Consider the following 16995-nt stretch of genomic DNA (forward strand, 5'->3'; position numbering starts at 1 on the left):
CATTATTAGAACGTGTTTCAGTTAGCAACCGCCGCGCGCAGCCTGACCGGCAGCGCGTCCAGTCGCCACGTGCCCGGGTCCGGGATCCGCCGCGGACCGTCGGCGAGCGCGAGATCGGGGAAGCGGCGCAGCAGGGCGGTGAGCGCGACTTCGGTCTGCACCCTGGCCAGCGAGGCGCCGAGGCAGAAATGCGGTCCGTGGGCGAACGCCAGGTGCCACGCCGGTCCCGCCGCGCGCCGGATGTCGAAGACCTCCGGGTCGGGGAACGCCCTCGGGTCGCGGTTCGCCGCGGCGATCGCGACGGTAACAGGTTCTCCTTCGGGGATCAGGACGTCGCCGATCCGGACGGCCTCGGTGGTGATCCGGGGGATCGTCAGCAACTGCGGGCTGCACCAGCGCATGAGTTCCTCGACCGCGCCGGGCATGAGGGCCGGGTCTTCGCGGAGTGCGGCCAGCTGGGTGGGATGGGCGAACAGGGCTTCGACGGAGTTGGCGATGAGGTTGCCGGGCACCTGGCCGCCCAGGACGAGCTGCCAGACGAGCGCGACCAGCTCGGTTTCGCCGAGCCTGTCACCGTCGTCGGCCTGGATCTGGAGAAGCTGCGAGACGACGTCCTCGGCGGGTTCGAGTTTCCGGTGCGCGATGGCGGCGAGCGAATCCTCGACGATCCCCGGGACCGCCTTCGCCAGCCCCGCGCCGTCGCCGGCCGCGACCATGGTGCCGTACTCGCGCCAGCGCGGACGGTCCGCTTCGGGGATGCCGACCAGTGCGCAGATCACGTCCATCGGCAGTGGCCGGGCGAAGGCGGTGACCAGGTCGATCTCGCTCTCCCTGGCGAAGCCGTCGAGGAGTTCGTTCACCAGCCGTTCCATGCCTGGCCGGAGCGCGGCGGCCTTGCGCGGGGTGAACGCGGGGGACACGAGACGCCGGAGCCGGACGTGCTCCGGACCTTCGACCTCCTGCATCGACCGCATGTACGGGCGGCAGTGCTCGGGGATCTCCATGTGCTGGTAGCTGGCCGGACTCAGGGTGAAGCGCGGGTCGCTCAGCATCTTCCGCGCCTCTTCATGGCGCAGGACCGCCCACATCGAGAACCCGGGCGCGGAGAGTTTGGCGATCGGGGAGCGCTCGCGGACGGGGCTGTACGCGGTGAAGGGGTCGCGCAGGACCTCGGGGTCGGTCAGGGGGATTTCGGGAACGTCGGACAAAGCGGGTCTCCCAACTCGGATGTTCAAATCAGATGTTCTCATCATCTGAATGGTCAAGGTATCTTGATCCGGGTTCGAGGGCAATGACGGGAGGCCGATGGTCCGGCTCAGCAGGGCGGAGACGCAGGAGCGCAATCGCGCGAAGGTGCTGGCCGCCGCTCGCGACGAGTTCGCGGAGCGGGGCTTCCGCGACGCCAAGATCGACGTCATCGCCGAACGGGCGGAACTCACCCGCGGCGCGGTCTACTCGAACTTCCCTGGCAAACGCGCGCTGTACTTCGCCGTGCTGGCCGAACTGGCGGAGCGGTCGCCCGGCGCGGCGCACGCCGTGCCGGGCGAGACGCTTCAGGAGGCGTTAGGCGCACTGGCCAGGGCCAGGGTCGCCGCGCTTCCCCTGGACGACGAGCAGGCGGGCCTCGCGCGCGACCTGATGCCGGAAGTGCTCGCGGACGAGCGGATCCGGCGGCCGTTCGCGCAGCTGGTGAAGCTCAACGGGTTGCTGCTCGGGCTCGCGCTGGAGCGGCTCGATCCGCCCGACCGCCCGTCGGGAGCGCCGACCCCGCGTCGCGTCCGGCTCGCGGAGACCGTGCTGACCACCTTGCACGGCGCCGGTCAGCTGGCGGCCGCCGCGCCGGGGCTCGTCGAGCCGTTCGACGTCGTGAGCGCCTGCGAACGTCTGGCGGGGACGGCTTTCAACGACTGGTGGGCGCCACCGGTGATCGCGCCGGCCGCGCAGGCCGCCGACCGTCCTTGGGCGCCGCCCGGAGCCGTGGACCTCGTGCGTGCCGAGTCGTTCGTGCCCAGTGACGGCGTCGTCGTCGTCCTGGGTACGCATCGGCTGTCCGGCGCCGAGGAGGCCGTCCGGGCCTATGGCCACGACGTCACCGTGGCCGTCGTGACCAGCGAGCCCGACGAGCTGGTCCCGCTGACCCGGTTGATCGTCGCGGAGGTGTGCGGTGGCCTTCGGCAGGCCTTCCCGGAGCGGGCCTGGCCGGGCGTCCGCGTGGTGTGCGACGTGACCGGGACACTGGCGGCGGCCGCGGGGGTGCTGGCGGTCAGCGACGAGACCGAGGCCGCGGTCCGGGTCGAACGGGGGCGGATCGTCGCCACCGCGGACGGGCGCGGCGCGGGACACGCCGTCTCGGTGACCGGTGATGTGTCCCGTGTGGACATGGCCTAGACGATGTCCGTGTGCCGGATCCGGTACACCTGCAGGCGGAGCCCGTAGTACTTCTCGGTTTCCCCGACCCAGACCATCCCGAGCCGTTTCGCGGTCGCGATGGCGCGCACGTTGTTCGGCCGTGCGACGGCGAAGAGTTCGTCCGTGTCCTGGGTGAACGCCCAGCCGATCAGCGCGCGGGCGGCCTCGGAGGCGTATCCCTCGCCCCAGGCGTCCGGATGCAGCTGCCAGCTGATCTCCAGGTCCTCTTCGTACGGTGGCAGCAGATGGATGCCCAGCCCGCCGACGACCGCGCCGTCCTCCTTGCGCTGCACCGCCCATCTCCCGCGCGGCGGTACCAGATTGGGCTGTGCCTGTTGCCAGGCCTGCAATACCGAACGCATGGCCGCGGCGTCGGCCACCCGGTCCATCGCCGGGGTGAGCCAGCGGGTCACGTCCGTCGTGCCGTAGATCGCCAGCGCGGCTTCGGCGTCGTCCTCGGACCAGTCGCGGAGGACGAGCCTTTCGGTGGTCAAGTCCATAACAGAACGCTACGCCGACTTCCGGGATGAGGAGGTGTCCGGATCATGACAACTCGGCAACCCGAATCCTCCATCGTCACGAGACCCAGCACACACTGCCGCTTATTTGACCGACTGTTCCAGATAGGGCTAGTCTTCCTCTCGTGTCCCGGGTGAAGGAATTCGACGTCGACGCGGCCTGTGACGCCGCGCTGGAACTGTTCTGGCGGCAGGGGTACGAGGCCACCTCGGTCAACGACCTCGTCGCCGCGCTGGGTATCGGCAAGGCGAGTCTCTACGCGACCTTCGGTACCAAGCACGAGCTGTACCTGACGGCGCTGAACCGCTACATCGCCCGCGGCAACGAGCGGTTCGTCGAGGACTTCGCCGGACCGGGGCCCGCGCTCGCGGGAGTACGGCGGCTCATCGAGCGCTATCTCGCCGAGATTCTCGACGAATCGGGGCGCGACGGCTGTTTCGTGGTCAACGCCGCGATGGAGATGATGCCGAAGGACCCCGAGGTCGCCCGCGTGGTCGAGCGCAGCTGGGACGCGCTCGAACTGGCCTTGCGGATGGCGTTGAGCCGGGCGAAGGCGCAAGGCGAACTCGACGCCGCCACCGATCCGGAGGCGCTCGCCCGCTTCCTGCTCACCGTCCTGCAGGGCATGCGGGTACTGAGCAAGGGGCCGGATCCGGCGCCGCGGGCCAAGGCGACGGCGAAGCAGGCTCTCGCGGTCCTCGACGCCGCCCGTCCGCACTGAATTTTTTCAGCACTAAATACTAGAACGATCGGACCAGAAAGTTGGGTACTGTGGGGAAGCGATTCAGCGGCAAGGTGGTCTTGGTCACCGGGGGAAGTTCCGGGATCGGCCGCGCCACGGCGGCGGCTTTCGCGCGCGAAGGTGCGCAGGTCGTCGTCTCCGGCCGGGACGGCGAGAAGCTGCGTCAGACGGTGAAAGAGATCGAGGCCGAGGGCGGCGCGGCGGACGCGGTGGTCGCCGACGTGGGCGTCGGCGCCGAAGTCGAGCATCTGGTCAGCGAAACCGTGCGGCGCCACGGGAAACTCGACATCGCGTTCAACAACGCCGGTGTCCTCGGCACTCCGGCGCCGACGGCCGATCTCGACGAGGAAGGGTTCGACGCCGTCGTGCGCACCAATCTCACCGGCACCTGGCTGTCCATGAAGCACGAGATCGCGCGGATGCGGGCGGGTGGCGGGGGAGTCATCGTCAACATGGCGTCCAACATCGGCTCGCACAACCGCCTGCCGGGCATGGCCGCCTACGCCGCTTCCAAGGCCGCCGTGAGCGTGCTGACCCGCACCGCCGCCCGCGACCACATCGCCGAAGGGATCCGTATCAACGCCGTCAGCCCCGGCGCCACCGACACCGGAATGTCCTTCCGGCCCGGTGAGACCGATGCCGACCGTGCCGAACGGCTCGGCGCGGTCATCCCGCTGGGCCGCATCGGCACGGTCGAGGAGATCGCCGCGGCGGTCCTCTGGCTGGCCTCCGACGAATCCGCGTACGTCGTCGGACACGACATGGTCCTCGACGGCGGTGCGAGCGCCTGAGCCTCAGCGACGCGAAGGCAGCAGTTCCTGCATCTTCGTCTTGATCCCCTGCGTCACGAGGTGCCAGGCGTCGGGCTCGCCCTTGAGGACGGCTTCGGTCATCGACTTCAGCTGTTCGAAGGTGGCGTGCGGCGGGATCGGCGGTACCTCGGGGTCGCAGCGGATGTCGAGCACCGTCGGCACATCGGCCGACAGCGCGACGTCCCACGCTTCCCCGAGCCGGGCGGGATCGTCGACGGCGATCCCGCCGAGGCCGACTTCGAGCGCGAAGTCCGAATAGGACACTTCCGGCAGGCTCTGCGAGGGTTCGAACTTGGGCGATCCGCCCATGGCGCGCAGTTCCCAGGTGACCTGGTTCAGGTCGCCGTTGTGGAACACGCAGATGACGCACCGCTGATCCGCCCAAAGTTCGCGATACCGGGCGATGGTCATCAGTTCGGCCATCCCGTTCATCTGCATCGCGCCATCGCCGACCAGTGCGATCACCGGCCGGTCGGGATGGGCGAACTTCGCGCCGATCGCGTACGGGACGCCGGAACCCATCGTCGCCAGCGTTCCGGACAGTGTGCCCCGCATCCGGCCGCGCATCCGCAGGTTCCTGGCGTACCAGTTGGTCGCCGAACCGGAATCCGCCGTGACGATGGCGTCTTCGGGGATCCGTTCGGACAGTTCGTGCACGATGCGCATCGGGTTGACCGGATCCGCCTCAAGCATCGCCTGGCGGGTCACGGTTTCCTGCCATTCGGCGGTGTTCTTCTCGATCTTCTCCCGCCAGTCGCGTCCGGCTTTGCGTTCCAGCGAAGGAATCAGCTGCTGCAAGGTGCCCTTCGCGTCGCCGAGCAGGTTGACTTCGGTGGGATAACGCAGGCCGAGGAACCGGGGGTCGATGTCGATCTGGACGGCGCGGGCCTGGCCGAATTCCGGCAGGAACTGCGCGTACGGCATATTCGAACCGACGATCAGGAGCGTGTCGCAGTCCCGCATCATCTCGTAGGTGGGCCGCGTGCCGAGCAGGCCGATCGAGCCGGTGACGTACGGCAGGTCGTCGGGCAGGACGTCCTTGCCCAGCAACGCTTTCGCCACCCCGGCACCGGTGAGGTCGGCGACCTCGCGCAGCTCGGTGACGGCGTTGCGCGCGCCTTGCCCGATCAGGATCGCGACCTTTTCGCCCGCGTTCAGCACTTCCGCGGCGCGGGTGATCTCTTCGGTCGGCGGGATGACGCTGGCCCGCGGGTGATCCGGCGGGGAGGACGGTACGTGCTTGAATTCGTGCTGCGGTGGGTGATAGGTCTCCTCCTGCAGATCCGCCGGGATGATCAGCGCCGTGGGCGCGCGCTGGGCCATCGCCGTGCGCAGGGCGCGGTCGAGCGCGTTCGGCAGCTGCTCGGGAACGTTCACCTCGACGAGGTATTCGCTGGCGACGTCCTTGAACAACGCCTGGAGGTCCACCTCCTGCTGGTAACTGCCACCCATCGCGCTGCGCGCCGTCTGCCCGACGATCGCGACCACCGGCACGTGGTCGAGTTTGGCGTCGTACAGGCCGTTGAGCAGGTGGATCGCGCCGGGGCCGGACGTCGCCATGCAGACGCCCGGCCGTCCGCTCAGCTTCGCGTACCCGACGGCCGCGAACGCCGCCATCTCCTCGTGGCGTGTCTGCACGAAGCGAGGTTTGTTGCCCGCCGCGCCGAACGCGGTCACCAGCCCGTTGATCCCGTCGCCGGGATAGGCGAAGACCTGCTCGACGTCCCATTCGCGCAGCCTGGTCAGAACGTGGTCCGCAACGGTTTCGCTCATGGGCGCCGGATACCGCCGCCGTCCGGCGGCTAAACGTCCTCGAGGATCTTGGTGATCGCGGCGACGACGTCCGGATGTCCGAGCGGGAGTGGCGGCGGGATCCGGTTGAACGGTTCACCGGTGCTGTGCGGGAGCACCTCGACCGCGGTCCCGGCCGAACGCACCCGCTCGGCCGGCTCGGAGGTCTCGTCCGGTACGGGATCGACCAGCAGGACATGCCCGACCGCGCCCGGGTGCCGTTCGGCGATTCGCAGCGCGTCTCCGGCTGCCTCGCCGCTCGCCACGACATCGATCGGTGGGCCGCCGGACTCCGCGTCGCCGACCACGTCCTCGGCCTGGGTCAACGCGCCGTCCACCGGCAGACGGCACCAGATCACCTGACGCTGGGCCGTGAGCGGCCGCCAGGTCGCCGGGAGTTCACCGTTCTTGCCTTCACCCGCGGGATCGAGGACGACGAGTTTCGCCGCCTCGTTCCCGCCATCGGTGACGACCGAGGGTCCCTCGGCGCGGACGGAATCCGGTTCGGTGGACATGGTCACCTTTCCTCTAACATTTGGTACGGGGTAATTCCGGGGAATCGGTGTCCAGCGGCACCGCGGCCGACCGAACGAGTCCCAATTGGACGGTCTGGCGCTTGCCCACCGCTTCCAGCGCCCAGTCGGTGGCGGTCCGCAACCGGTTACCCGGCATGGCGAGCAGATGGTAGCCGCGGGTGACCGCCTTGGCCGCGAGCCCGGAAAGCGGGATGTGCAAGGGATTCGCCGCGGCTTGGTGGGCACCCAGGTCGACGACGAAGCCGAGATCATGGTGCCGGTATGTGCCGTGCGAACCGTGGCCCAGTGACGCGGCCACGTTACGCCCGGCGAGTTTCCCTTGCCGTTCGGCGTGCTGCGCCGTCATCGGGGTGTATTCGCCCGGCCGGGTCAGATCCGGGACGGCGGCCGCGTCGCCGCAGGCGTAGACGTCGCGTCGTCCGGGGACGTTCAGTTGCGCGGTGACGACCAGCCTGCCCTTGGCCGTCTTGAGGCCCAGGTCCTCGATCAGCGGATCCGGCCGGACCCCGACACACCAGACGAGTGTGCGGGTCGGCACGGATTCGCCGGAGGTCAGCGTGACACCCTTTTCGTCGGCGTTGTCGACGGATGTCTTCATCAGCACCTCGACGCCGCGTGCCCGCAGCACCTCGTCGGCGGTCGTGCCGAGCCGCCGGTCGAGTTCCGGCAGGACGCGTTCGGCGACGTCCAGCAGCAGCCACCGGATCTTCTGGCCTTCGAGTTCGGGATGCCGCGCGGCGAGCGCGGCGGTGAAGGCCGGGCCCTGCGCGGCGACCTCGGTCCCGGTGTACCCGGCGCCGACCACGACGAACGTGCACCGTGCGTCGCGTTCGGCCGGATCCGTCGCGGAGGCGGCGAGTTCGATCTGCCGCGTGACGTGATCACGAAGGTAGAGAGCCTCGGGAAGACCGCGGAAGCCGTGGGCGTACTCGGGCACACCGGGGATCGGCAGCAGTTTGTTGACGCTGCCCGCGGCGAGCACGAGCCTGTCGTATCCGATGTGGTGTTCGCGGTCCTCGGGGTCGGTGTAGCTCACGGTGCGGCCGTCGAAGTCGACCGAGGTCGCGGTGCCGAGCACCAGGCGTACGCCGCGCAGGGTGCCGGGGATGGACACCGAGATCCGCCGGGGTTCGAGGATGCCGGCGGCGACTTCGGGCAGGAGGGGGAGATAGAGGAAGTAGTCGGTCGGGTTCAGCACGACGATTTCGGTGTCGTCGCCGACCGATTTGAGCAGGGTTTTGGCGGCGTTGTAGCCGGCGAAACCCCCGCCGATGATCACTACGCGCATCGTCACCCTTCCGGGTCAGTCCTTGGTGGGCCAGTCGCCGGTCGCCTTGCGGTAGCCGACCGCGCCGGCTCGTTCGGTCGCCGCCTTCACCGCGCCGAAGATCGCGCCCTGCGCGGCGGCCGCGACGATCACCTGGGTCCAGGTGAAGTCCCGGTCCATGGCGTCCGGCGCGTCCTCGTCACCGCTGACGCGTTTCCAGATCTGCTTGAACGCGGCGCCGGCGAGGATCCCGCCGAGGGCGCTGATGACCATGTTCATCGGTTTGTAGAGGACCTTGTTCACGACGAAGACCTCTTTCGCATGATCAGCCGGATCGTCACGAGGAGCGCGAGAACTCCGGCGAAGATCGGCAGCGGATTGGCACGGACGACTTCGGTGCCCTGACGGAACTTGTCCGCGGCAGGCTCCGAAACCTTCTCGGCGATCTTTTCGCTGGCCTGGTCGACCTTGGCGTCCAGGTTCTCGTTGACCCTGGCCTTCACGTCGAGTTTCTGGCCCAGCGCGTCGAGGGTTTCGGTGAGTTCCTCGCGGGTCACGTCGCGATCGGCGCGGGCTTCTTCGGCGTTCTTGGGAAAATCACTCATGAGCGCACTCCCTGCTTGACGGTGTCGACATCCTTGCGGACGCCTTCGATGGCCTCTTCCGGCATCGGCGGGGTCGCGCTCGCGACCTCCTTGCGGCCGACGATGGCGGAAAGCCCGCCGATCAGCAGCAGCGCCGCGCCGGTCACCACGGCCGCCAGCCACGCGGGCATGACGAGGGCGAGTGCCAGCACCACCGCGGCGATCAGGGTCGCCAGGCCGAACAGGGCGAAGACACCGGCCGCGCCGAACAACCCGGCGCCGAGCCCGAATCGCTTTCCTTTGCCCTGCAACTCGAAGACGGCCAGCCGCATCTCGTCGCGGACCAGGTGCTTGACCTCGTCGGACAGGTCGGAGACCAGTTCGCCGACCGACTTGTCCGACGGCGATTTCCGGTGGGTTTCTTCGATCATGGAGCACCTCCTCGGAGTGTTCTGTCCGCCGGGTACCCGGGAGTACGGGTGGTCAATCACGGCGAGTTTCGGCCAGGGGAACGCCGGGTAGCCGAGAGAGTGCCGGCTCGAAAAGCACCCAACCGACAGGAGGATGCATGAGCACGATCACCGAAATGGTGGACGTCGACGTACCGGTCAAGACCGCGTACAACCAGTGGACTCAGTTCGAGTCTTTCCCGAAGTTCATGGAGGGCGTCGAGGAGATCCGTCAAATCGACGCGACCCACACCCACTGGGTGACCAAGTTCGGTGGTGTGAGCCGGGAATTCGACGCGACCATCACCGAACAGCATCCCGACGAGCGCGTCGCGTGGACGTCGGACTCCGGTCCGGACCACGCGGGCGTCATCACCTTCCATCGCCTGGACGACAACAAGACGCGTGTCACGGCACAGATGGAGATCGACCCCGAGGGCTTCGCCGAGAACGTCGCCGACAAACTCGGTGTCCTCGACCGCCGGGTCAAGGGCGACATGAAGCGGTTCAAGGAGTACATCGAGAGCCGCGGTCACGAGTCCGGCGCCTGGCGCGGCGACGTCGACCGCCCCGGCAGCTGACACCATCCTGCGACTCCCGCCTGGAAAACCGCGTTTTCCAGGCGGGAGTCGCGGGTATCTCAGTGGGTGAGGTCCTCTACGAAGGGAGCGTCCCGGCATGACTACCAACGCATACGTAGCCTTCCTCGTCATCGGGGTGGCGCTGGTCATGCTCGACGGCCTGATCATCTACCAGAGCGGTAAGCGTTACCTGCGAGGTTCGCACGGCGATCCGGCCGCCGGGGCGTCCATGACCTGGCTCGTCACGGTGTTGTTCCACCTCGCGACACTGGGCGTGCTGGCGTTGCTGTCTACCGTCGACATCGGCGGCAGCGATCTGCCGGGTGTGGTGGGCCGACTGGGTGTTCTGTTGCTGGTGCTGGCCGTCGCCCACGCGATCACGCTCAGCGTGCTCTCGCGGATCCGCGGTGAGCAGGAGGCCGAAGCGGTGATCAACCGCCCGAGGCAGCGTGTCGAGCCCGAACAGCAGGGGACCACGGTCGCCCCGGTTCCCGGTCAGGAAGGCCGCTTCCCGACGGCGAGCCCGTCGATCGAGCAGCACGCGCCGTACACGACGCCGTAAGAAAACCGAGTGCTGGCAGGAGGTTTCGCCATGCACGAGATCGAAGACGAATTGTGGGACGAGTTCCATCGCGTGGTCAACATGACCTCGCGGGAACTGGCCGACTGGCTGCGCACGCGGTCGGCAGAGCCCGAGGACGAAGCGCTGCCGGACCAGGCGGGAACGCCGACCGGACGGCATGTGCTGAGCATTCTCGGCAAGCGCAGGACCGACCTCACCGCCGACGACGAGCGCGTGATGCGCTCGGTCGTCCGGCGGGTCGAGGAGGAACGCCGTGACGACCTGGAACCCGTCGCGGGTGAGGCGCACTGGCGGCACAAGCTGATGTCGCTGGGGCACGATCCGCTGAAACCCGTCTGACGGTCGTCTTCCCGCCGTCCGTGAAGGCCTCCTTCCCTACTCTCAAGGTAGGGAACCGGCAAAGTCGCGGTCTTGCAGGTCAGGCGACTATTCCTGCATTGTCATGGGCCGTGCACCAGCGGCGGAGCTTGATTAACGGAAGATCAGGGACACTCGATGTCCCCGATCTTCCGTTGATCAAGGTCGAGCCGGGGTAGGGCAGGCCTGATTCTGGATGCCAGCGGGCTTCAGTGTCCACAAGGGACACCGCCAGCCGATCGGCTGTCCGATTGATGCCGCTATATACGTTTCTGTGCGGGGGTCGTGAGTGTTAATGAGGGTTATTGAGAGGTAACCCAAACGTGGCGTGCCCCGGCGTGGGTCCGGACCGGCTGACGGGAGCGGGGACGGCGACTGGTCTGTCTACAAAGGACCCTATTTGCAAGGCAAGTGTCCAACTTGGGTGGTATGCGTGGTTTCGCGAGCGGGTCGTGAGTGCGAAGTAGGGTTCTATTGAGGGGTAAGGCAAAGGTGGCGTGGTGGGTGGTAAGTCCGTGAAGGCCTCCTTGAGGGACTCTGGGTCCCTCAAGGAGGCCTTCACGGACTTCAAGACGGGACGTTGATGTCACAGCCGTCCCACTGTCACCAGGGATCACGCCTGACGGTAGTGAAGGGCTCCTTCACTACCGTCAGCGTAGGCAAGGAAGCCTTCACCACCAGGGAAACGCGTAGGCAGCAGCGACCACAGCCCGCGACACGACACGTTTGACTTACCCCTCAATAACCCTAATTAACACTCACGACCCCCTTCGAAACCGTAAATGCAGGCCTCAGTCGGACATGAAATCGTCCAATAGTGTCCCCTGTGGACAGTCAAGGACGCCCCACTGTCTCAGTGGGGCGTCCTTGATTGCGACCAGTCCGCGAAGGTCTACTTCGCTACCTTCAGGGTAGGGAAGGGGATCTTCACGTCAGCGAGGCGATCACGCCATGTTTGCCTTACCCCTCAATAGAACGACCCACATCACTCGCTACCCCCTCATCAAACCCCGCAACTCGCCCAAATCGGGCACATTTGTCCCGAGAAGTGTCCCTTATGGACAGTCAGGAGCCAGGTGAGGCCCCTTTTGCCTGAACCCGCTCCCGCCGGCTCCGCCACGACACATTCGCCTTGACCCGCGCTAGCAACGGAGCAGACCAGCGATTATGCGACTTTGCCGGGGCCTTGTTCTCAAGGTAGGGAAGGATCGTGCTCACTCAAGGGGCCTCACCGGGCTCTTGATTGTCCATAAAGGCGTACGTGAGTGGACGACACGCGTACCCAGACGGACGACACGCGGGGACGGCGAATCTCACCGCGTGTCGTCCGGTAGGGAAGGAGGCCTTCACGGCGGTTAGAGCGACGGTTTCACTCCGACAGCTTTCCCCGCAGCTGGTCCAGCGTCTGCGAGAGAAGCCGTGAGACGTGCATCTGCGAGATGCCGACCTTCTCCGCGATCTGTGTCTGGGTGTAGCCGCCGAAGAACCGCATCACGAGGATCGCCCGCTCCCGCTTCGGCAGCTCCCGCAGCAACGGTTGCAGCGCCTCGTGGGTCTCCACCAAAGCCATCTCGTGGTCCTCCTCGCCGATCGTGTCGGCGAGGGAAAGCGCTTCGGTGGCATCGTCGTGAACCGGCTTGTCGACCGACAACGTCTGGTACGCCTGGCCGGCGAGCAGGCCTTCACGCACCTCGTTGATGTCGAGCCCCAGGTATTCGGCGAGTTCCGTCGGCGTCGGCGCGCGGCCGAGGCTCTGGGACAGCGCGGCCGTGCCCTGGCTGAGCGAGACGTGGAGTTCCTTGAGTCGCCTCGGGACCCGGACCGACCAGCCGGTGTCGCGGAAGTGCCGCCGGACCTCGCCCATGACCGTGGGCACGGCGAAGGAGAGGAAGTCGTGGCCCCGGGCGGGATCGAAGCGATCGACCGCGTTGATCAACCCGATCCGGGCCACCTGCACCAGATCCTCGCGGGGCTCGCCCCGGCCGGAGAACCGGGTGGCGATGTGCTCGGCGAGGGGCAGCAGTTCGGTGACCAGCCGGGCACGCAGCTCTTGGCGGCGCGGGGAGTCCTCGGGCAGGGCGGACATCTCCTGGAAGAGCGGTTCGCAATGGGCGTAATCGTCTGCCTGCCGCGCGAGTGTCTTACGCTCGCCGCTCACCCGTCGCTCGTTCCCGGGGTCAGGACGAGTTCGATCGTCGTCGTACCCCCAGTTTCGCCGGGAATCGGCTCTGCCCGCGCCGTCGCCGAGCGCGTCAAGGTCGTCAGGACATGCCAGCCGAACGTCGTTTCGCTCGGCAAAAAGGGCTTCGAAGTCCGAGTCGAGATCGAGACGGCGATGCCCTCCGGGATCTCGTGAAAGACACAGCACAGCACGGCTCCCAGTTCCGCGGGCTGGACAAGTTGTGAACAGGCTTCGTCGACGGCCATCTTCGCGTCTGAAATGGCGTCCAAGCCGAAGTCCGCACGCGCGACCACCCCATGGGTGAGCGTGCGGACCAGAGGGATCTGCTCCGCCTCGGCGGGCAGGCGAAGCTCGACCCGGTCCACCAGACCGTCTGACTGGGGCCGGGTTTGGGGGGTGAGACGGCCCCGTCCGTGTGCATCCATGCTCAAACCTATCCGTCCGTGGCCGTGGGACAACCGCGGAGGGGACCCGCCGCGGGACGCGTGATCAACGGCCGAGGGCCCGCTGAAGCTCCTTTTTGGACATCTGCGACCGGCCCTTGACGTCGCGTTTCTTCGCTTCGTTGTAGAGCTGGTCCTTGGTCGGGCCGTTCGGCCCCAGCCGGTTGCCCGAGCGCATGCCGCCCCGCCGCTGCGGAGACATGTCCTCGATGGAGGAGCGGCTCGCCTCGCGCGACTCGCCTGCCCGCGCGCGGTTCTTGTTGACCGTGCGCGCGGCGATCTCCTCGGCGCGGTCGGTGCTCGCGCCCCGGTCCTCGGCCGATTCCTTGATGTGCTCGTACTGACGTTCTCGTTTGTCGCTCCAACTCTGCTGAGGCATCCTGACTCCTCTCTTCCCCGGGTCAGGTACCCCGATCGATTCGCCGGATAAACCTCCGGTTGACCCCGGGAACGGGCGGGTACGCGGTGATCAGACACGAAGGGAGGCTTCGATGCGCATCGGCTACACGCTCATGACCGAACAGGCCGGACCGAAGGACCTGGTGGGGTACGCCGCCGGGGCGGAGAAGGCGGGATTCGACTTCGAGGTGATGAGCGACCATTACTCACCTTGGCTGGACGAGCAGGGCCATTCGCCGTACGCGTGGAGCGTGCTGGGAGCGGTCACCCAGAGCACCGAACGGGTCGAGTTGATGACCTTTGTGACCTGCCCGATCATGCGGTACCACCCGGCGGTGGTCGCGCAGAAGGCGGCGACGGTCCAGGCACTCTCGGACGGGCGGTTCACCCTCGGCCTCGGCGCGGGGGAGAACCTCAACGAGCATGTCATCGGCCAGGGCTGGCCACCGGCGAACGTCCGCCACGAGATGCTCGCCGAGGCCGTCCAGATCATCGGCGGCCTGTTCGACGGCGGGTACTTCAACTACGTGGGTGAGCACTTCCGGGTCGACTCGGCGAAGCTCTGGGACCTTCCGGAGCAGCGTGTCCCGATCGGGGTGGCGGTGTCCGGGTCACAGTCGGTGACCAGGTTCGCCCCGATCGCCGACGCGATGATCGCGGTGGAGCCGGACGAATCGCTGAGCCGGGAGTGGGACGCCACCAAACTCGGCCCGCCCAGCCGGAAGATCGGCCAGATGCCGGTGTCCTGGGGCAAGGACCGCGACGCCGCCATCCAGCGCGCGCACGAGCAGTTCCGCTGGTTCGGCGGCGGCTGGAAGGTCAACGCCGAACTGCCGGGACCGGCGGGCTTCGCCGGGGCCACCCAGTTCGTCAAACCCGAGGACGTCGCCGCGTCCATCCCGTGCGGACCTGACGTCGACCAGATCGTGAAGCAGGCCGCCGAGTACGAGGCGGCGGGATTCACCGACCTCGCCCTGGTCCAGATCGGCGGCGATCAGCAGGAGGATTTCCTCCGCTTCGCCGAGGACGAGTTGCTTCCGGCCTTGCGCGGCTGATCACCCGAACTCCAGTCACCTGTGTTCAAGCCGGCGGTCGTGGGTACTTGACCCTACGTCGGCCATCACCCGAAGGGGGAACTGATGAACAACGAACTCGGACTTCACCCGGTACCCGACCTGCTCCCGGAGGGCCAGGACACGCCGGAGCAGCAGGCGGTACGCCGGAAGGCGGCGCTCGCCGTCGCTTCACGGGCGACGAGCGCCGACGACTGCGCGAGGCTGCTGGACATGCTCGGCCTGCACGAGAGCAGCGGCCGCAGGTCCGAAGTGGCCTGATTCAACGGCTGCCGCGCGCCGCCACGAGGTCCGCGACGAAGGCCTGATAGGCCTCGTCGCGGTCCGGCGCGCGCAGCACCGCGGACGGATGGACCGTGGCGACCGCGGTGACGTCGAATTCGGGCAGTTCGATCCGTTCGCCACGGCTACGGGTGATGCGGAAGTCATCGCCCAGCAGCGCCTTCGCGGCCGTCGCGCCGAGGAAGATCAGCAGCTCCGGGTGGATCGCGGACAGTTCCGCGTGCAGCCACGGACGGCACGCGACGATCTCGGTCTTCGACGGCGTCTTGTGGATACGCCGCTTACCGCGTTCGTCGCGCTTGAACTTGAAGTGTTTGACCGCGTTGGTGACGTAGATCTTCCGTCGGTCGAAACCCGCTTCGTCGAAGGCCCGGTCGAGCAGCCGGCCGGCAGGCCCGACGAACGGGGCGCCCGCCAGGTCCTCCTGGTCACCGGGCTGTTCTCCGACCACCATGATCTCCGCCTTGCGGGGCCCCTCGCCGAAGACGGTCTGGGTCGCGTCGCGATAGAGATCGCATCCGTGACAGGAGGACGCCGCCTCGCGGAGCCGGTCCAGATCGGTGGTTTCGGGCGGGTCCGCCCCGGGTGCCTTGGTCGCCATTCCGAGCGATTTCCCGGCCCACCACCCGGTCAAACCGTTTTCGCGCCCGCCGCGACGGGTAGCCGGGAGTCATGGTCACCAACACCGAACCGGCTACCGCCTCCATTCAGGACACACTCCGCGTCGCCGTGCAGGTCGTGCTGCCGACCCTCGCGGGCGGGGTGATCAAACGTCGTCCGCTCGGCCTGGCCGCGGCCCAGAAATTGCAACTGGACCGTCCGGCGGTGCGCTTGCTGGGGCGGCTCCGGTCCCGGTACGGCGCCGGGCCGTTGCGTCTGCGTGTGCCGGGGCGTTCGGTCGATCTGGCGCTTTCCGCCGAGGACGTCGCCGAGGTGCTCGCCGCGGCACCGGTCCCGTTCAGCCCGTCGACGAAGGAGAAGAAGGCCGCGCTGGGCCACTTCCAGCCCCACGGCGTGCTGATCTCGGACGCGACCGACCGGCCCCCGCGGCGTCGGTTCAACGAGGAGGTCCTGGAACCCGGCCGTCCGCTGCACGCCCTCGCCGCCCCCTTCGCGGCGGTGATCGCCAGGGAAGCGGCGTCGTTGTGGGACAAGGGAACCCTGGACTGGGACACCTTCAACATCGCCTGGTGGCGCATCGTCCGGCAGATCACCCTCGGCGAGTCCGCCGCGGGCGACGACGAACTCACCGACATGCTCGCCCGCCTGCGTAAGGACGCGAACTGGGCCTACGCGCATCCCCGCCGCGAGGACCTGCACGAGCGGTTCCGCACGCGGCTGATCGAACACCTGGAGCGGGTCGAACCGGGCAGCCTCGCCGAGGTCATCGCTTCGGCGACCGAGGAACGGAAACCCGAGGTCGTCGCCGACCAGGTCGCCCACTGGCTCTTCGCGTTCGACGCGGCCGGGATCGTCACTTTCCGCGCGCTCGCGCTGCTCGCCACCCACCCCGCCGCCCGTGAACGGGCCGACGAGGAACTCGGCGACGCCGATCCGGCCGAGCCGAACCAGTTCGCCTACCTGCGTGCCTGTGCCCTCGAATCGGTCCGGCTGTGGCCGACCACGCCGGCGTTGCTGCGCGAGAGCACCGCCGAGACCGCGTGGGGCCCCGCGGGGACAACGGTCCTGATCTTCACCCCGTTCTTCCACCGCGATCCGGAGTCGATGCCCTACGCCGACCGGTTCGAACCCGAAATCTGGCTGGACGGCAGCGCGGCGGTCAATCCGGCGCTGGTGCCCTTCAGCGCCGGTCCCGCCATCTGCCCTGGCCGGGACCTGGTGCTGTTCTGCGCGAGCACGATGCTCGCGCACCTGATCCGCGACCGCCGCTTCGACCTGGTGTCGGGCGCCGTCCTCGGTCCGGAACGGCCGTTGCCCGCGACGCTCGACAACTTCCACCTGAAGTTCGAGCTGGTCTCCGGCTGA

General features: G+C 67.8%; 21 protein-coding genes. 9 read left to right on the top strand and 12 right to left on the bottom strand.

Features of this window, described 5'->3' with window-relative positions:
- Positions 1-17 precede the first annotated feature (17 nt).
- A complete protein-coding gene (locus tag ACZ7KI_RS11365) occupies positions 18-1208 on the bottom strand; it encodes a cytochrome P450 family protein (protein WP_470273023.1) in 1191 nt (396 codons plus the stop codon).
- Positions 1209-1305: 97 nt separating this feature from the next.
- On the opposite strand from ACZ7KI_RS11365, the gene ACZ7KI_RS11370 reads away from it, so the two are divergent.
- Positions 1306-2388 (top strand): TetR/AcrR family transcriptional regulator, encoded by a 1083-nt coding sequence (locus tag ACZ7KI_RS11370; RefSeq protein ID WP_470273024.1) that lies wholly within the window; start codon positions 1306-1308, stop codon positions 2386-2388.
- Here the strand turns inward: ACZ7KI_RS11370 and ACZ7KI_RS11375 are convergent.
- Positions 2385-2909, bottom strand: coding sequence for a GNAT family N-acetyltransferase (locus tag ACZ7KI_RS11375; protein WP_470273025.1), 525 nt, complete (start codon positions 2907-2909; stop codon positions 2385-2387). The two genes, ACZ7KI_RS11370 and ACZ7KI_RS11375, sit on opposite strands and share 4 nt — an antisense overlap.
- A 143-nt stretch (positions 2910-3052) precedes the next feature.
- Between ACZ7KI_RS11375 and ACZ7KI_RS11380 the strand changes: the two genes are divergently transcribed.
- Positions 3053-3649 (top strand): TetR/AcrR family transcriptional regulator, encoded by a 597-nt coding sequence (locus ACZ7KI_RS11380; RefSeq protein ID WP_470273026.1) that lies wholly within the window; start codon positions 3053-3055, stop codon positions 3647-3649.
- A 50-nt stretch (positions 3650-3699) separates the two neighbouring features.
- Positions 3700-4461 (top strand): glucose 1-dehydrogenase, encoded by a 762-nt coding sequence (locus ACZ7KI_RS11385; protein WP_470273027.1) that lies wholly within the window; start codon positions 3700-3702, stop codon positions 4459-4461.
- A 3-nt stretch (positions 4462-4464) separates the two neighbouring features.
- Here the strand turns inward: ACZ7KI_RS11385 and ACZ7KI_RS11390 are convergent, their stop codons facing one another.
- Genes ACZ7KI_RS11390 through ACZ7KI_RS11415 form a run of 6 tightly spaced genes read right to left on the bottom strand, consistent with a single transcriptional unit; the run spans position 4465 to position 9091 of the window.
- The gene (locus ACZ7KI_RS11390; protein ID WP_470273028.1) at positions 4465-6255 is read right to left on the bottom strand and encodes a thiamine pyrophosphate-requiring protein; all 1791 of its coding nucleotides are present in this window, start codon (positions 6253-6255) and stop codon (positions 4465-4467) included.
- Between the two features lie 29 nt (positions 6256-6284).
- Positions 6285-6788, bottom strand: a complete 504-nt coding sequence (locus tag ACZ7KI_RS11395) for a hypothetical protein (RefSeq protein WP_470273029.1) — start codon at positions 6786-6788, stop codon at positions 6285-6287.
- A gap of 13 nt (positions 6789-6801) precedes the next feature.
- Complete coding sequence (locus ACZ7KI_RS11400; protein ID WP_470273030.1) at positions 6802-8097, bottom strand: NAD(P)/FAD-dependent oxidoreductase; 1296 nt, start codon at positions 8095-8097, stop codon at positions 6802-6804.
- A 15-nt stretch (positions 8098-8112) separates the two neighbouring features.
- On the bottom strand, positions 8113-8379 hold the full coding sequence (locus tag ACZ7KI_RS11405) for a DUF4235 domain-containing protein (RefSeq protein WP_037306277.1): 267 nt from the start codon (positions 8377-8379) through the stop codon (positions 8113-8115).
- The gene (locus ACZ7KI_RS11410; protein ID WP_470273031.1) at positions 8376-8681 is read right to left on the bottom strand and encodes a DUF3618 domain-containing protein; all 306 of its coding nucleotides are present in this window, start codon (positions 8679-8681) and stop codon (positions 8376-8378) included. The genes ACZ7KI_RS11405 and ACZ7KI_RS11410 overlap by 4 nt, the downstream gene beginning before the upstream one ends.
- Positions 8678-9091 (bottom strand): phage holin family protein, encoded by a 414-nt coding sequence (locus tag ACZ7KI_RS11415; RefSeq protein ID WP_470273032.1) that lies wholly within the window; start codon positions 9089-9091, stop codon positions 8678-8680. The genes ACZ7KI_RS11410 and ACZ7KI_RS11415 overlap by 4 nt, the downstream gene beginning before the upstream one ends.
- A 137-nt stretch (positions 9092-9228) precedes the next feature.
- Between ACZ7KI_RS11415 and ACZ7KI_RS11420 the strand changes: the two genes are divergently transcribed.
- The 3 genes from ACZ7KI_RS11420 (at position 9229) to ACZ7KI_RS11430 (ending at position 10612) form a co-directional block, all read left to right on the top strand.
- Entirely contained in the window at positions 9229-9690 is a 462-nt protein-coding gene (locus ACZ7KI_RS11420; RefSeq protein WP_470273033.1) for an SRPBCC family protein, read from the top strand.
- Between the two features lie 97 nt (positions 9691-9787).
- Complete coding sequence (locus ACZ7KI_RS11425; protein WP_470273034.1) at positions 9788-10252, top strand: hypothetical protein; 465 nt, start codon at positions 9788-9790, stop codon at positions 10250-10252.
- A 30-nt stretch (positions 10253-10282) separates the two neighbouring features.
- Complete coding sequence (locus ACZ7KI_RS11430; RefSeq protein WP_470273035.1) at positions 10283-10612, top strand: DUF3140 domain-containing protein; 330 nt, start codon at positions 10283-10285, stop codon at positions 10610-10612.
- A 1387-nt stretch (positions 10613-11999) separates the two neighbouring features.
- Here the strand turns inward: ACZ7KI_RS11430 and ACZ7KI_RS11435 are convergent.
- The 3 genes from ACZ7KI_RS11435 to ACZ7KI_RS11445 all read right to left on the bottom strand — a co-directional run bounded on the left by ACZ7KI_RS11435 (position 12000) and on the right by ACZ7KI_RS11445 (position 13634).
- Complete coding sequence (locus ACZ7KI_RS11435) at positions 12000-12788, bottom strand: SigB/SigF/SigG family RNA polymerase sigma factor (protein WP_470273036.1); 789 nt, start codon at positions 12786-12788, stop codon at positions 12000-12002.
- Entirely contained in the window at positions 12785-13237 is a 453-nt protein-coding gene (locus tag ACZ7KI_RS11440; RefSeq protein ID WP_470273037.1) for an ATP-binding protein, read from the bottom strand. Before ACZ7KI_RS11440 ends, ACZ7KI_RS11435 begins: the two co-directional genes overlap by 4 nt.
- A gap of 64 nt (positions 13238-13301) precedes the next feature.
- Positions 13302-13634 carry a plasmid stabilization protein gene (locus ACZ7KI_RS11445; RefSeq protein ID WP_470273038.1) on the bottom strand — a complete coding sequence of 111 codons (333 nt, stop codon included), beginning with the start codon at positions 13632-13634 and terminating at the stop codon, positions 13302-13304.
- Between the two features lie 112 nt (positions 13635-13746).
- Between ACZ7KI_RS11445 and ACZ7KI_RS11450 the strand changes: the two genes are divergently transcribed.
- Together ACZ7KI_RS11450 and ACZ7KI_RS11455 are read left to right on the top strand one after the other, a co-directional pair.
- Positions 13747-14709, top strand: coding sequence for a TIGR03557 family F420-dependent LLM class oxidoreductase (locus ACZ7KI_RS11450; RefSeq protein WP_470273039.1), 963 nt, complete (start codon positions 13747-13749; stop codon positions 14707-14709).
- Between the two features lie 84 nt (positions 14710-14793).
- Positions 14794-14988, top strand: a complete 195-nt coding sequence (locus ACZ7KI_RS11455) for a hypothetical protein (RefSeq protein WP_470273040.1) — start codon at positions 14794-14796, stop codon at positions 14986-14988.
- 1 nt (position 14989) lies between these two features.
- Here ACZ7KI_RS11455 and ACZ7KI_RS11460 read toward each other — a convergent pair whose 3' ends face one another.
- Complete coding sequence (locus tag ACZ7KI_RS11460) at positions 14990-15610, bottom strand: UdgX family uracil-DNA binding protein (RefSeq protein WP_470273041.1); 621 nt, start codon at positions 15608-15610, stop codon at positions 14990-14992.
- A 71-nt stretch (positions 15611-15681) separates the two neighbouring features.
- Between ACZ7KI_RS11460 and ACZ7KI_RS11465 the strand changes: the two genes are divergently transcribed.
- A complete protein-coding gene (locus tag ACZ7KI_RS11465; RefSeq protein WP_470273042.1) occupies positions 15682-16995 on the top strand; it encodes a cytochrome P450 in 1314 nt (437 codons plus the stop codon).

The organism is Amycolatopsis sp. NPDC039088, assembly GCF_055598845.1.